Origin of the sequence: Streptomyces sp. NBC_00316, from assembly GCF_036158715.1 — a bacterium.
Lineage (GTDB): Bacteria > Actinomycetota > Actinomycetes > Streptomycetales > Streptomycetaceae > Streptomyces.
In genome coordinates, this window is sequence record NZ_CP108023.1 from 1,882,432 (window position 1) to 1,897,017 (window position 14,586).

Genomic DNA, 14,586 nt, shown 5'->3' on the forward strand with positions numbered 1-14,586 from the left:
TCCCACGACGCGCACCACCGCCTCGCGCGGGAGGCCGCCGAGCGGTGCAGCCACGCGCCTACGGGCCTGCCGCCCCGATGCCCGTGCGGCCCTTGCGGACATCCGTCTCGGACGGCCGACGGCGGCGGCTCCCGGCAGTATCCGCACCTGGACAACCTCGATCCGGTGCCTTCGATCTTCGCCGCACCCTCTGCGTACATCGAACCGGATCTGATGTTCGTGATCGACAACGGCACGGGCCGGGCGGTCTGCTACATCCTGAGGACCGCGGACACACCGCAGTTCGTGGCGGCGTTCAGCAAGCAGTGGCTGCCGCCCCTCCAGGACCGCTTCCCGGGACTCGACGGCGCGCCGCGCATCCCCGGAGAGCAGTCGATCGCCCTGCTGCACGACCCGGAACGCGTGATCGTCCCCGAAATGGCCGCCCACCCCGCCCACCTACGTCGCGGACTCCTTCGTCTCCGGTGCGCCGGGTCCCACGGTCTCCCACACCACCCGGGCTCGATGAAGGACTCCCTGCTGCCGTACGAGAGAGCGGAGGAGGTGCTGCCGGGGCGGCAGGGCGCGGGTGGTCGGCGCCCTGCCCGCTGCGCGCTCCGACCGACGGGGCGTCAGGAGCGCTCGTGGGCCGGCGGCCGGTGCTCGTACCATCGCTGATCGGCCTCCAGCTGTGCGGCGAGGGAGATCAGCAGCGCCTCGCTGCGGGAGGGGCCCAGCAGTTGGGCGCCCACGGGGAGCCCGTCCGCGGTGAACCCGGCGGGGACATTGATGCCGGGCCAGCCCAGCACGTTCCAGGGCCAGGCGTACGGGCAGGCTTCGGTGATCGCCACATCGGTGCGCCAGGCGCTCAGCCCGTCGAACGTGCCGATGCGGGGTGGCGGCGCGGCGGTCGTCGGGGTCAGCAGCACGTCGTAGCCGGCGCTGTCCGGGGAGGTCCGGAAGAACCCGCCGATCCTGCGGTGCTGGCGCACTTCACGCGCCCTGGCTGCCCGCACCACCCGGCCGCCGAGCCGGGTGCCGGTGCGCAGAGCGCTGCGGGTGCGCGGGTCGAGGAGGGCGGGTTCGGGGTGGAGTGCGGCGAGCTCGGCGATCCCCGCGGTGGCACGAGGGAGGAAGCCGAGGCCGATCAGCCCGTAACGGGGCCTGGCCTCCTCGACCAGGTGGCCGAGCCGGGCGAGGACCTCGGCCAGCGCGGTGACCGCCCGCCGTACGTCCGGGTGGGGGGCCGTGCCGGTGAGGGTGAGCGGGGGCCGCCAGGCGAGGGCGATCCGTAGCCTGCCCGGGTCGCGTTCCGCGGCGGCCGAGGCGGCGACGGGCGGCGGCCGGTACAGGTCGTCGGGGTGCGGCCCGGCGACCGCATCGAGCAGCAGCGCGGCGTCGGCGACGGTCCGGCCCAGCGGGCCGTTGACGGTGAGGCCCTGGAACGCGTCGTGGTGGGGGTGGACGGAGATCCTGCCGCGCTGCGGTTTGATGCCGACCAGATGGGTCCAGGCGGCGGGGATCCGGATGGACCCGGCGCCGTCGGAACCGAGCGCGGCGGGAACCAGTCCGGCGGCGACGGCTGCCGCCGAACCGCCTGACGAGCCGCCGGGGGTATGACCCGTGTGCCAGGGGTTACGGGTGGCCCCGAAGGCGGGCCCTTCGGTGAAGGGCCACTGGCCGAGCTCGCAGGAGTTGGTCTTCCCGACGATCACGGCACCGGCCGCCCGCAGCCGCCTCACGGCCTCGCCGTCGGCGGTGGCGGCGGGCAGATCGCCGCGGCAGCCGAAGTAGGTGGGCATGCCTGCGACATCGGTGTCGTCCTTGACGGCGACCGGCACCCCGAGCAGCGGCAGCCGCTCCCCCGCGGCGAGCCGCCGGTCGGCTTCGGCGGCCTCGGCCAGCGCGGACGCGGCACGCAGATGGCGGAAGGCGTTGAGGGTGCCCTGGCTCGCTTCGATCCGCGCGAGAGCGGCGGACACCTGCTGGGTCGAGGTGGTGCGGCCGGCGGCCAGCGCGCGTGCGGTGTCGGCCAGTCCGGCTGGATGGCCCGGTTCGGTCGGCTCGGTGGATTCCACGGCTTCTGCGGAGGACATCGGGTGCCCGCCTCCCGGATATCGGTGCGTGCTCGCACCTGACGGCCCGTACAGACTTACTGGAGGGTAACGAGTGGGGGCGGTCCGCTCAACCGTTCTGCGGGGAGCGGCGCGGCGAGGTCCGGAAAGGAGCAGGCAGGGCGGCTGGACTGTCGGTGCCGGTTGCTACGTTCTCCTGCGACGGGCACCGAACGGGAACGGGGTGGGTGGGGACCGGTGGTAGGCACATTGATCGAGAGGGCGTTCCGGGGGAGTTCGAGAAGCATCTGACCGTGCGGCTCGGCGCCGACGCCGCCGCCGGTACGCGCCTGGAGCGGTGGGCCGGCCTGAACGGCCTGAAACTCACCCGTATCGTGCTGGACCGCGGCGCCATGCCCGACCAGCCGATGCTGACCGAACGGGGCCGGGGCACCCTCGCCGAGCAGCGGGCCGTCGCCCGTCTCCGGGCCGCCGAACTGCGGGCTGCGGGCTTCTCCGTCGTACGGGTGAAGATCGAGGCGGCTCCGTGGAACGAGGAGATACCGCGGACGGCGGTCGAAGCGGCCGCACTGTCGCCGGTCTGCCATTTCGAGCACCACGTCAAGCTGCTGCTTTCGGGGGAGGCGGAGGTGGCCGTGGCACGGGCCGTGGCCGAGCGGCACGGCGCGCACCTCTCGCGCAACGCCCGCCGCGCCGCCGTGCAAGGGCGCCATGAACGGTTCGTCACCCAGCGCTGCCGCGGAGTCGGCCGTGCGCAGGCCCGCGTCCGGCTCGACGCCCTCCTCGGTGCGCTGGCCGCTGCCGGCCTCGAAGTGACGGAGACCGAGGAGGAGTTCGTGGTGCACGACGACCATCCTGCGGTGGACGCGGGCTGGATCGACGAGCGGACCGGGGAATGGGGCAAGGAGCGGAGCAGCGACGAGGTGACCGCATGAGTGTGAGGGACCGGCCGTTCCCCGGCGAGCCGGCGTTCCGCGACCCCTCCCTCGCACCACGCTGGCGGGCCGCCCGGCGCACCGTTCAGGACCATCTGCTCCAGGTGATCACCGAGTCGGCGTGGGGCGACGGGCTGATCCTGCGGGGCAGTCTCCCTCTCCAGGCCTGGGTGGGCGCGGCCGCCCGGGAACCGGGCGATCTGGACTGGATCGTGCTGGAGCCGTCGTCGGACCAGTTCACCGACCCCCTCGACCCCTATCCGTACGTCGCCGGGATCGATGTCGTGCAGCAGTGGCCCGAAGCCGCTGACGGTGCGGCGGCCGCCGAGCTGTGGACGGGCGGCGAGCACCACGCCACCGGCGGTTCCCGCCCCGTGCCCGCACCCGAGGGGCTGCACTGGATCGGCTCCGACGCACGGGAGCCGAGCCCCGCCCCGCAGGACGAGGTCGCCGCGGCGCTGAAGGCCGGTCCGCCACTGCCGCAGGGCATTCGGATCGATCCGGGCGCGGTGACGTCGGACGGCGTATGGATGTACCGGGAGTACGAGACACCCGGCGTGCGCGTCGTCGTCCCCTGGCAGGCGGACGGGGTGCCTCCGGGCGAACTGCGCATGGACTTCGCCCAGGACGAGCGGTTGCCGGAAGCCCCCGTGTGGACGGCCTGCCCACGCGTCGACGGCGGGCCTCCCCTGCCGGTACGGACGGCGAGTCCAGAGCTCTCGCTCGCCTGGAAGCTGCTCTGGCTCGCCGAGGACCAGCAGGCCGAGGGCCGTTCGGCGGCCAAGGATCTGTACGACGCGGTGCTGCTTGCGGAGCTCCCGCGGACCCGGCTGACACCGCGGCTGCTGCGCACGGTGCTGGGGCCGCACGCATCCGGTTTCAGGCCGGAGGCGGTGCTGGACTGGCTGGTGAACTGGTCTGCGTTCCACGCGGAACACCCGTGGGTGGACGCCGATCCGGACGCCCTGCGGACGCGACTGGCGCGTGCGCTCGCCGCTCTGCCGGCAGCGGTACCGGATTGCTGATGGGCCGTTCGACGGGAGCGCTGCCGCGTCGAGGGCCGATGTCTGCGGGAGTGTACGACACTCACTCCCGCAGAAGTCGGACGCATGGCCGCACAACGTGCGCTACGGCTGGACGCTGATCTCGCCGATCCCGGTGCCGAGGCCGGCGCAGTGCGCGGTGGACTGGCCGGACTGACCGGGGTTGAGGGTGACGTGTTCACCGTCCACGTCCGGAGACCAGCCGCAGACCAGGTGCACCCAGAAGGTCTGCGCCGTGCTGCCGTTGTTCCGGCACAGCGCGTAGCCGGTGTAGTCGTCGATCTCGTGCTTGCCGGTCTCGCAGGACAGACCCGGCGGCGTCGCCCGGGGCGTCACGGCGGTGGACACGGTCGCGGGCACCGCAAGGGCCACGGCTGTCCCCGCGACCACGGCGACCCGCAGCACGGCTCTGGACACGTTCCCCACGGACACGGGTACGGACCTGAACACGGTTGTCGGCCTGGACGACTTCATGCTTCGTGCTTCCCTTTCGCGGTGACGATCTCGGTGCCCCGACACCGTCCCCCACCATCCGTGACCAAAAACACCACAGAACCTCACCCTGTGTACCCGGGTGCGGTGCCGACGCGAAATCGCGGCGGTACCCGACCCGGCGTACGCTCGAAAAGTCGGACCGCGGAGCGAAGAGTTCCGGTAGCCCCTTTCGAGGGAGGCCACGTGACCGGCCCACTCATCGGCAGGCGTTCGGCCGCATGGACAGCGGCCATCGTGCTCGGCCTCACGAGCGGCGGATTGACCGGCGCAGGTGCGGTGCGGGCCGATGACGACATCGACACGCTGTCCGCCCGGCAGATAGCCGACCGCTCCCGCGAGGCCCTGCTGAGTGCCCACTCCATGCACCTCATCACCCGTGGCGATTTCGACGGCCGCGGTACGTCGACGACCGTGGATCTCGTCCTGGACCGGGACGGCAACTGCAACGGGTCGCTGCACCTGGGCAGGGACCGGGGGTCCGTCCGGATCGTCAGGCGGGGCGACACCGTCTGGCTCAAACCGGACGCCGTCTTCTGGAAGCACCAGGCCCCGGACGTGGGCGAAGCCTTCGCCGCGATTCTCGCCAGCCACTACACGAAGGGCTCGGCCTCGGACCCGCGGCTGCGCAACCTGGCGAGCACCTGCGACCTGGACACGTTCCGGAAGGCGGTCAGCGGCAACGCGACCACGGCCAAGGGGGGAACGCTGACGAAGGGAAAGAAGACCACGCTCGGCGGGGCTCCCGTCATCCCGCTGGTCCGGATGGACAAGGGCCGGAAGCTCACGATGTACGTCGCGGCCACCGGCAAGCCGTATCCGCTGCGGATCACGGCGACGGGCGGCACGCCCAAGGCGAACGCGAGCATGAGCTTCTCCGCCTTCGACAAGCCGGTGCCGACGGCCACGCCGTCACCGGAAGAGACGTTCGACATCGACGAGGCACCGGCCCAGGCGACCTGACGGCGGACTGCGCTCAACTGCCCCGCCGATCCGCGTCGTTCAGCCCGGCGCCTTGGACAGGGTCAGCAGGCTGCCGACGGGCACGAACAGGACCTGGAACGCTGTGCCCCCGGCATCGACGTCGCTCTCGACCACGTGTCCCCCGATGAACGCCCATGCCGCAGGCTCGCCGTGAACGGTTTCCGTGCACCTCTGCCCCGTCGAAGGCCGCGATCGAGGAGCGGGTGAGCACCAAGCGGCACCTGCACAGCACCGACCGCCGAAGCGGTGCGCTGTGCAGTGACCGCCCCCTCCCATCTGACGGTCGACGAGACCTTCATCCGCCCGGCCGACCGGGCCCGACGAAGCGTCGGTCGATCTGCGGCCGGGCGGGGAGGGGGCGGGCGCGGATCAGGCGGAGAGCGCCGGGATGACCGTGGAGCCGTAGGCGTCGATCGTGGCTTCGCGTGCGTCGTGCATGTTGTAGACCGCGAACTGGTCGACGCCCAGGTCGCGCAGGGCCTGGAGCTTCTCGATGTGTGCCTCGGCGGGGCCCAGCAGACAGAACCGGTCGACGATCTCGTCCGGCACGAAGGCGGTGTCCGGGTTGCCGGCGCGGCCGTGGTGGCTGTAGTCGTATCCGGACCGTCCGGCGATGTACTCGGTGAGGGCTTCGGGGACCAGTGCGGAGTGTTCGCCGTACCGGGACACCAGGTCCGCGACGTGGTTGCCGACCATCCCGCCGAACCAGCGGCACTGCTCACGGGCATGGTCGAGATCGTCGCCGACATAGGCGGGGGCGGCGACGCAGATGGTCACCGCGTCCGGGTCGCGGCCCGCCTCGGCCGCCGCCTCCCGTACCGCCTTGATCATCCACTCGGTGAGGTACGGGTCGGCGAGTTGGAGGATGAACCCGTCGGCCTTCTGTCCGGCCAGCGCCAGCGCCTTCGGGCCGTACGCGGCCATCCAGACCGGCAGTCTGCCGTCCTTCACCCAGGGGATCCGGATCCGCTGCCCGTCGACGGTCGCCTCCCGGCCCTCGGCGAGGTCGCGGATGACGTCGATGGCCTCGCCGAGGCGGGCCAGGGTGTTCGGCCTGCGACCGGCGACACGCATCGCCGAGTCACCCCGGCCGATACCGCAGACGGTGCGGTTGCCGTACATGTCGTTGAGGGTCGCGAAGGTGGAGGCGGTCACCTCCCAGGTGCGGGTGCCCGGGTTGGTGACCATGGGGCCGACGACGAGGCGTTCGGTGTGTTCCAGGATCCGGCTGTAGATGACGAACGGCTCCTGCCAGAGCACGGCCGAGTCGAAGGTCCAGCCGTAGCGGAAGCCGTTGCGTTCGGCTCGGCGCATCAGGCCGACGACGGCGGAGGCGGGCGGGTCGGTCTGGAGAACGAGTCCGAAGTCCATGACGGTGCTCCTGGTCCAGGTACTGGCTGGTGGCGCGCGGCGTGTACGTGCAGTGTCCGGCGCGGCCGGTGAACTTCCGCCGGTCGATGATCACCGGCTCTGGGGGCGTCGGCCTTGAGTGACGTGCTCCGGGAGATCCTTCCACATCAGGCCGCGCCGAACCTTGTGCAACGACTCCTCGAACGCGAGTCGTGTGAACCCTGCGAGAGGGGCGGCCGGGCACGAAACACCGTGCTCATGGGGACGGCCGGGCGAGGGCTGCGCCGCTCATGCCCGCCTCTTGCCTGCCATCAGGGTCAGATACACGACGAGCGACGCGCCGAGCCCCACGGCCCACCCGTAGTCGGCGAGGGGCTTGAGGAACGGGATCAGACCGTCGACGGGCAACGGCCCCTGTTTGACGCCCTTCTCGTTCACCGTCGAGTACGCCCCTCCCACGGCGAGCACTCCGCCGACCACGAAGGCCGCAACGGCCCGCCAGTTCCAGCCGGCCCTGTACCAGTAGCGTCCGCCGGCCACGTACAGGTCGACGAGGTGCAGCGCGGTGCGGCGGATGATCCAGTAGTCGGCGATCAGAATGCCCGCGACCGTGCCGAGCAGTCCGCCGACCACGCCCAGCCACGTGAAGATGTACAGCTCGGGCGTGGACGTCAGTTTCCACGGCATGATCAGCACGCCCACCACACCCGTGATGAGGGCGCCCCTGCGGAAGTTGATGAGCTTCGGTGCCAGGTTCGCCAGGTCGTAGGCGGGTGAGACGACGTTGGCGGCGATGTTCACGGAGATCGTCGCCACGAACACGGTGATGAGCGCGAAGAGCAATCCGAAGACGTTGTCCGTCTTGCCGGCCAGCGCGACCGGGTCCCAGATCGCGACCCCGTACACCTTCTCCGAACCGGCCGTCACCAGCACCGACATGAGGGCGAAGACCGTCATGGTGGTCGGCAGGCCGAGCGTCTGGCCCCACACCTGGGCGCGCTGGCCCTTCCCGAAGCGCGTGAAGTCGGGGATGTTCAGGGACAGCGTGCTCCAGAAGCCGATCATGCCCATCAGGCCGGGGAAGAAGACTTTCCAGAAGTCCGCTCCCCAGCCGAGCTTCGACGGCTCGTGCAGCAGCGGACCGAAGCCGCCGGCCTTGTTCGCGATCCAGATGAGCAGCACGACCGCGCCGACGAGCACGAAGGGCGCCGCCCAGTTCTCGAAGCGGCGCAGCGTGTCCATCCCCCGGTAGATGATGGCGAGTTCGAGCACCCAGAAGATGACGAAGCACAGCCAGAGGGTCCACGGGTAGCCGCCGACCTCGGACGCGTCCGCCCAGCCTCCGAAGATCTTTCCGAGGAGCACGAAGATGCCCTGGCCGCCGATCCAGGTCTGGATGCCGAACCAGCAGCAGGCGACCGCGGCCCGCACCATGGCCGGCAGGTTCGCCCCGCGGATCCCGAACGAGGCGCGGGCCAGGACCGGGAACGGTATGCCGTACTTGGGTCCCGCGTGCCCGGTCAGGAGCATCGGAAACAGCACGATCACGTTGGCCAGGCCGATGGTGAGGACCGCCTGCCTCCAGTCCATACCGAGCGCGACGAGGCCGGAGGCCAGGGTCCAGGACGGAATGCAGTGGGCCATACCGATCCACAGGGCCACGAAGTTGTACGTGGTCCAGCGGCGTTCGGCGATGGGGACGGGGCGCAGGTCCTCGTTGGCGTAGCGGCTGCCTGCGGGATAGGCGTCCGCGCCTAGCTCCACGGCGCCGGGGCCCGCGACGGGCGACGAGGGTGGGGCGATGTCGGTCATGGGCAGTCCGTTCGATGAGGGGTTCCTGCGGTGGACGGGGGGAACATGGCCATACGGGTGCCGTGAACTGCCTTGCTCGATATGGGTGTTGTCGCATCACGCATTCACCGCGGGGATCACGCCCCGCGCGCAGGAGTCGATCACCTCCTCCTTCGCAGCGTCCATCGCGTACACCGCGGACCGGTCGAGGCCCGGCTCCCGCCGTGCTCACACCCTGTCGACGTGCCCCTCGGCCGGCCCGAGCAGGCGGAAGCGGTCGACGATCCCGCCCGGGGCGAAGGTCGCGTCCGGGTTTACGGCCCGGCCGTGGTGGGCGTGGTCGTGGCGAACGGACGGCCCGCTAGTCCAGGTACTGGCTGGTGGCGCGCGGGGTGTACATGCCGTGGCCCGCCCGACCGGTGAACTTCCGCCGGTCGATGACGACTTCGCCGCGCGAAAGGACGGTGTCGACCTGTCCGGTGAGCTGCTTTCCCTCGTACGCCGAGTAGTCGACGTTCATGTGATGGGTCTCGGCGGAGAGGGTCTGCTCGGCGTGCGGGTCGTAGATGACGACATCGGCGTCGGCGCCCGGGGCGATCGTTCCCTTCTTCGGGTAGAGACCGAACATCCGGGCCGGAGAGGCGCAGGCGATCTCGATCCAGCGACGGCGGGAGATGTGACCGTCGACGACGGCCTGGTGCAGCAGGTCCATCCGGTTCTCCACGCCGGGCATGCCGTTCGGAATCTTCGAGAAGTCGCCGCGGCCCATCTCCTTCTGGCCGGAGAAGCAGAACGGGCAGTGGTCGGTGGAGACGACCTGGAGGTCGTTGTTCCGAAGGCCGCGCCAGAGCGCCTCCTGGTGCTCCTTGGGACGCAGCGGGGTGGAGCAGACGTACTTCGCACCCTCGAAGTCAGGCTCGGCAAGGTTGTCGGTGGAGAGGAAGAGGTACTGAGGACAGGTCTCTCCGAAGACCGGGAGTCCCTTGTGGCGGGCGGCCGCCAGCTCGGCGACGGCCTCGTCGGCGGAGACATGCACGACATACAGCGGGGATCCGGCGACGCGGGCCAACTGGATGGCGCGGTGGGTGGCCTCGGCCTCCAGCGCCACCTTGCGCACATCGCCGTGGTAGCGCGGATCGGTGCGGCCCGCGGCCAGTGCCTGCTCGACGAGGACGTCGATCGCGATGCCGTTCTCGGCGTGCATCATGATCAGCCCGCCGTTGCCGGCGGCCCTCTGCATGGCGCGCAGGATCTGGCCGTCGTCGCTGTAGAAGACACCGGGGTAGGCCATGAACAGCTTGAAGGAGGTGACGCCCTCCGAGACCAGCAGGTCCATCTCCTTCAGAGAGGACTCGTTCACATCGGAGAGGATCATGTGGAAGGCGTAGTCGATGGCGCACTTGCCGTCGGCCTTCGCGTACCAGGCGTCGAGCCCTTCACGGACCGCGTGGCCCACGGACTGGATGGCGAAGTCGACGATGGTGGTGGTGCCGCCCCAGGCGGCCGCCCTCGTCCCGGTCTCGAAGGTGTCGGCCGCGTACGTGCCGCCGAACGGCATCTCCATGTGCGTATGCGCGTCGACACCGCCGGGGATGACGTACTTGCCGGTGGCGTCGATGGTCCGGTCGGCGGTCCAGCTCTCGGCCGCCGCGGTGCCGTGCGCTGCGAGCGCGGCGATGCGGCCACCCTCGATGAGTACGTCGGCATGGAGTTCGTCGGACGCGGTGATGACGAGTCCGCCGTGGATGACGGTGCGGCTCATGTGCCCCTCCTCACTGTGGCGGAACGGGTCTACGCACGTAGACATGGTGCGTGGTGAAGAACGTAGAAGTGGGATACCCACTGTGGCAATACCGCTGCGGTCAAGCGCTGAAGACGATTCTGTTTCCCGGCATGGCGTACACCGTCGGACCAAAGCGGGCGCCCCGTCGCATACGCCGGCACGCGGAGGCGGCAGCCCGCAGGAGCGGCCGGCCACCTCCGGGTGGGCGCATCCGCCGCGTCCCGCGGGTCGACTCGTGGCGGGGGTTCCCGGCCGTCCGGTGTGCGGACGGCCGGACCGCATACGCACCACGGCCTGCCCGCACACCCCCGCCCCGGGACCTCACGCCCGGCGCGTCACCCCACCGATCGCAGTGCCCCGGCGAGGATCTCCGCGCCCTCCTCCGCCTCGGTGATGGTCAGCGAGAGCGGCGGGGCGATCCGCAGCACGCTGGTGTTGTGGCCGCCGCCCTTGCCGATGAGCAGCCCGCCCTCGCGGGCCGCTTCGAGTACGGCGGTGGCCGCCTCCGGGTCGGCCTCGTCGGTGCCGGCTTTCACCAGCTCGATGCCGATCATCAGACCCCGGCCGCGCACTTCGCGTACGCACTCCACGGCGGCGCCGATGGCCCGCAGTCGCTCGATGAGCAGCCCGCCCACGCGTCGCGCGTTGCGCTGGAGGTCGTGTTCCAGGAGGTACGTGAGGTTGGCGAGGCCGGCCGCCATGGTGACCGGCGAGCCGCCGAACGTCGAAATCGAGTTGGCGTCCAGGCAGTTCATGACATCGGCGCGGGCGACGACACCACCGATCGACATGCCGTTGCCGATGCCCTTGGCGAAGGTGAGCATGTCCGGCGGGCCGTTGCGGTCGTGCGCCTGCCAGCCCCAGAAGTGTTCGCCGGTACGGCCCCAGCCGGTCTGCACCTCGTCGGAGATCCACAGGATGCCGTGCCGGTTGAGCACCTCGCGGAACTCCGCGAACAGGCCGTCGGGCGGGGAGGTGAATCCGCCGACCCCCTGAATGGGTTCGGCGATCAGTGCGGCGGCCCCGCGGGTGTGCCCGAGCAGATCCTCCAGATCGGCCACGCACGCCTTGATGAACTGTGCGTCGCCGAGTTCCGCGTACGGCCCCCGGGTGCGGACGCCGCCGTGGACGTACAGCGTCTGCAGCGGGGACAGGCTCGTCGTCGACCACGCCTTGTTGCCGGTGATGGAGACGGCCGAGAACGACCTTCCGTGGTAGCTGTTGCGCATCGCGAGGATCTGGTTCGAGCGGCGGTACGCGGTGGCGAGCAGCAACGCGGTGTCGTTGGCCTCGGTGCCGGACGTGGTGAAGAAGACCCGGGCGTCCGGGATGCCGGAGAGCGTGGCGATCCGCTCGGCGAGTTCGACCATCGTCCGGTTGAGATAGAGCGTCGAGGAGTGGATGATCCGTCCGGCCTGGTCGCTGACCGCCTTGGTCACTTCGGGCAGGGCGTGGGCGGTCATCGTGGTGAGGATGCCGCCGAAGAAGTCGAGGTAGCGCCTGCCGTCCGCGTCCCAGACGTGCCGGCCCTCGCCGTGGGTGAGCTCCAGAGGGTGGCGGTAGTAGAGCGCGAGCCACTCGGGGCTGACGGCGAGATGGCGTTCATGGAGACTGCTCACGGCTCCACCAGTCCCTCGTACGCGTCGGGGCGGCGGTCCCGGTAGAACGCCCACTGCTGGCGCACCTCGTCGATGAGGCCGAAGTCGAGGTCGCGGACGACGAGTTCCTCCTCCTTGTCGCTGGCGACGTCCCCGACGAACTGGCCCCGCGGGTCGACGAAATAGCTGGTGCCGTAGAAGTCGTTGTCGCCGTACTCCTCCTGGCCGACGCGGTTGATCGCGGCGACGAAGTACTCGTTGGCGACGGCGGACGCGGGCTGTTCCAGCTGCCAGAGATAGCTGGAGAGGCCGCGCGAGGTGGCGGACGGGTTGTAGACCAACTGGGCTCCGTTGAGACCCAGTTGACGCCAGCCTTCGGGGAAGTGCCGGTCGTAGCAGATATAGACGCCGACCTTTCCGACTGCGGTGTCGAAGACCGGCCAGCCGACGTTTCCGGGCTTGAAGTAGTACTTCTCCCAGAACCCCTTGACCTGCGGAATGTGGTGCTTGCGGTACTTGCCGAGGTACGAACCGTCGGCGTCGATCACGGCGGCGGTGTTGAAATAGAAGCCGGACTGCTCGATCTCGAAGACGGGCACGACGATCACCATGCCCGTCTCGCGGGCGAGGTCCTGCATCCGCCGGACGGTCGGCCCGTCCGGGACCGCTTCGGCCCAGCGGTAGTGCTCGGGTTCCTGCACCTGGCAGAAGTAGGGGGCGTTGAACACCTCCTGGAAGCCGATGATCTTCGCCCCCTGCCGGGCGGCCTCGCGAGCATGCTCCTCATGCTTGGCGATCATGGATTCGGTGTCGCCGGTCCAGGTCGCCTGGACGAGTGCGGCGCGTACGACGTGGGACATGAGCTGCTCCTTCGACGCGGCGTCAGAGAGCCTCTTCGCGATTTCTACGCACGTAGACACGGTGCATAGGAGGAGAACGTAAGCCTCGCCACTCGGCGGGGCAAGACCATCGCCGTGAACCGGCTGAGTCGATCACGTTTCGCACCCGTGCGGTCCACACTCCCCCATGGTCGCCCGACCGGGCAGCGGATGCCATGACGGCACGCCAGGTACGCCGGTCAGCCCGGGATGTCCGCGATGCCCGCCACACGCAGGGCATGCACCAGGTCCCACTCCCGCTCCGGCGACACCGCACGGGCGGCGGCCAGCAGTTGCGGTACGAGCAGGTGCGGATCGCCCGCCGCGATCAGGGCGGCGTCCTGCGGGGTGTGCACGCGGACAAAGGCACCCATCAGCGCCTGGGCCTCCGGTCCGAGGCCTGCCCGGCCCAGGGCGAGCACGGCGTCGGCGATCTCCGCCGCGGGCCGGGCCACCCCCTGGCGCAGCAGCTGCCCGCAGTCGTCGAGGCGGCCCGCCGCGGCCAGCGCACCTGCGGCTGCGGCCAGTTCGACGGGCGGCAGCGAGGACACCTCCCACAACAGGGTCGCCCAGTCGGCAGCCAGTCCCGAACCGTGCAGCTCCACAGCGAGCAGCGGGAGCCGGGCGGCAGGCCAGCCGGCCGCCTCGCACAGCACGACGTGGGCCTCGCCGCTGCGGCCTTCCGCACGGAGCCGGACGAGCGTCTCCACGGCCTCGGCGGCGGCATGCCGGGCGGCCGGGTCGGGGGCGGGCGCAGCGGACGTACGGCCCCGGGCGTCGGCGTCCGCCTCGGCCGGCGCCCCTCCGAAGCGGGCGCCGCGCGGGACGGCGGCGTTCGCCGGCGGGGCGGGGAGCACAGGGGCGGCCAAGGGGGCGGCTAGAGCGTTGTCGTCGTCCACGTCGAGCCCGGCGAAGCGTGCGCCGCGCGGCTTCCTGCGCCGGGGAGCGGTGGGCCGGGGGCGCTCGGGGACGGCGGGATGCTGCCGGGCCGCGGGGGGTTGCGGGGCGTCGGCAGCGGGCGCGCCGCCGGGTGGACCGCCGACGGCGGAGCCGGGTGCGCTGCGGGGGCCGGGCACGCGCGGCCTCGCAGGTTCGGTGCCGCGCGGCTTCTCCGTCCGGAACCACCCCTGCGGCACGGTCACGGCCGCCAGCCGCTTGCGCAGCTCCGTACAGCGGGCCGCGGCGCGCGTGTGGTCGTCCTGGGCCCACGCCAGCGTCTCCGGGCCGGGCGACCGCGCCCCCTCGTCCACCGTGGCCGCGCGCACCCGCCGGGCGGCGTACGTCTCCTCACGCAGCATCAGCTCCAGCCGCTCGAGCAGCGCTTGGCGTCCGCCGGGCCGCCGGTCGTGGGCAGCGGCCGATGCGGAGTACAACGCGGCGGCACGGACCGACTCACGCTCGGCGAACTCCGTGCCGTGCTCGCCGGCCAGATCCTGCAGCAGCGACTCCACCACGTCCCACGGCGGGATCTCCGCCCCGTCGAGACAGGCCCGCATGCCGGCGGGATCCCGTCGGCAGAACACCCCGTACCAGCCGCGCCCCGGGTCGAGTAGGGCCGTGAGGTTCCGCAGATACTGCGCGAACTCAACTACTTCACCAGCAAGTTGATGCACCGTCACCGTCGCCCTCACTCACCGTCGACTGGACCACCCCAGTCCGCAGGCATTCGACCGCAGGC

12 protein-coding genes are annotated in these 14,586 nt (G+C 70.9%); 4 read left to right on the top strand and 8 right to left on the bottom strand.

The features are described 5' to 3' along the window. Window positions 1-165: 165 nt before the first annotated feature. Entirely contained in the window at window positions 166-657 is a 492-nt protein-coding gene (locus tag OG878_RS08275) for a hypothetical protein (protein ID WP_328886171.1), read from the top strand. Here OG878_RS08275 and OG878_RS08280 read toward each other — a convergent pair. Next, window positions 612-2,075 (bottom strand): amidase, encoded by a 1,464-nt coding sequence (locus OG878_RS08280; protein ID WP_328886172.1) that lies wholly within the window; start codon window positions 2,073-2,075, stop codon window positions 612-614. The genes OG878_RS08275 and OG878_RS08280 overlap by 46 nt on opposite strands. Before the next feature lie 272 nt (window positions 2,076-2,347). On the opposite strand from OG878_RS08280, the gene OG878_RS08285 reads away from it, so the two are divergent. After that, on the top strand, window positions 2,348-2,989 hold the full coding sequence (locus OG878_RS08285) for a hypothetical protein (protein ID WP_328886173.1): 642 nt from the start codon (window positions 2,348-2,350) through the stop codon (window positions 2,987-2,989). After that, window positions 2,986-4,014 (top strand): nucleotidyl transferase AbiEii/AbiGii toxin family protein, encoded by a 1,029-nt coding sequence (locus OG878_RS08290; protein WP_328886174.1) that lies wholly within the window; start codon window positions 2,986-2,988, stop codon window positions 4,012-4,014. Before OG878_RS08285 ends, OG878_RS08290 begins: the two co-directional genes overlap by 4 nt. 102 nt (window positions 4,015-4,116) lie before the next feature. On the opposite strand, the gene OG878_RS08295 is transcribed toward OG878_RS08290, so the two are convergent. After that, window positions 4,117-4,506, bottom strand: coding sequence for a hypothetical protein (locus OG878_RS08295; protein ID WP_328886175.1), 390 nt, complete (start codon window positions 4,504-4,506; stop codon window positions 4,117-4,119). Window positions 4,507-4,710: 204 nt separating this feature from the next. Here OG878_RS08295 and OG878_RS08300 point away from each other — a divergent pair, with 204 nt between their 5' ends. Then, on the top strand, window positions 4,711-5,487 hold the full coding sequence (locus OG878_RS08300) for a hypothetical protein (protein WP_328886176.1): 777 nt from the start codon (window positions 4,711-4,713) through the stop codon (window positions 5,485-5,487). A 390-nt stretch (window positions 5,488-5,877) separates the two neighbouring features. Here the strand turns inward: OG878_RS08300 and OG878_RS08305 are convergent, their stop codons facing one another. The 6 genes from OG878_RS08305 to OG878_RS08330 all read right to left on the bottom strand — a co-directional run bounded on the left by OG878_RS08305 (window position 5,878) and on the right by OG878_RS08330 (window position 14,527). Then, on the bottom strand, window positions 5,878-6,879 hold the full coding sequence (locus OG878_RS08305; protein ID WP_328886177.1) for a TIGR03842 family LLM class F420-dependent oxidoreductase: 1,002 nt from the start codon (window positions 6,877-6,879) through the stop codon (window positions 5,878-5,880). Between the two features lie 267 nt (window positions 6,880-7,146). Continuing rightward, window positions 7,147-8,670, bottom strand: coding sequence for an NCS1 family nucleobase:cation symporter-1 (locus tag OG878_RS08310; protein ID WP_328886178.1), 1,524 nt, complete (start codon window positions 8,668-8,670; stop codon window positions 7,147-7,149). A gap of 340 nt (window positions 8,671-9,010) precedes the next feature. Continuing rightward, window positions 9,011-10,411, bottom strand: coding sequence for a dihydropyrimidinase (hydA, locus tag OG878_RS08315; RefSeq protein ID WP_328886179.1), 1,401 nt, complete (start codon window positions 10,409-10,411; stop codon window positions 9,011-9,013). A 356-nt stretch (window positions 10,412-10,767) separates the two neighbouring features. Next, complete coding sequence (locus tag OG878_RS08320) at window positions 10,768-12,051, bottom strand: aspartate aminotransferase family protein (RefSeq protein WP_328886180.1); 1,284 nt, start codon at window positions 12,049-12,051, stop codon at window positions 10,768-10,770. Further along, window positions 12,048-12,890: a nitrilase-related carbon-nitrogen hydrolase gene (locus OG878_RS08325; RefSeq protein ID WP_328886181.1), complete on the bottom strand. Its 843-nt coding sequence runs from the start codon at window positions 12,888-12,890 to the stop codon at window positions 12,048-12,050. Before OG878_RS08325 ends, OG878_RS08320 begins: the two co-directional genes overlap by 4 nt. 218 nt (window positions 12,891-13,108) lie before the next feature. Next, a complete protein-coding gene (locus OG878_RS08330; protein WP_328886182.1) occupies window positions 13,109-14,527 on the bottom strand; it encodes a hypothetical protein in 1,419 nt (472 codons plus the stop codon). Window positions 14,528-14,586: the final 59 nt, after the last annotated feature.

Excerpts from the sequence above, each read along its gene's own strand:
- OG878_RS08280 (WP_328886172.1), bottom strand. The coding sequence starts at position 2,075 with ATGTCCTCCGCAGAAGCCGTGGAATCCACCGAGCCGACCGAACCGGGC.
- OG878_RS08290 (WP_328886174.1), top strand. The coding sequence starts at position 2,986 with ATGAGTGTGAGGGACCGGCCGTTCCCCGGCGAGCCGGCGTTCCGCGAC.
- OG878_RS08295 (WP_328886175.1), bottom strand. The coding sequence starts at position 4,506 with ATGAAGTCGTCCAGGCCGACAACCGTGTTCAGGTCCGTACCCGTGTCC.
- OG878_RS08305 (WP_328886177.1), bottom strand. The coding sequence starts at position 6,879 with ATGGACTTCGGACTCGTTCTCCAGACCGACCCGCCCGCCTCCGCCGTC.
- OG878_RS08310 (WP_328886178.1), bottom strand. The coding sequence starts at position 8,670 with ATGACCGACATCGCCCCACCCTCGTCGCCCGTCGCGGGCCCCGGCGCC.
- hydA (WP_328886179.1), bottom strand. The coding sequence starts at position 10,411 with ATGAGCCGCACCGTCATCCACGGCGGACTCGTCATCACCGCGTCCGAC.
- OG878_RS08325 (WP_328886181.1), bottom strand. The coding sequence starts at position 12,890 with ATGTCCCACGTCGTACGCGCCGCACTCGTCCAGGCGACCTGGACCGGC.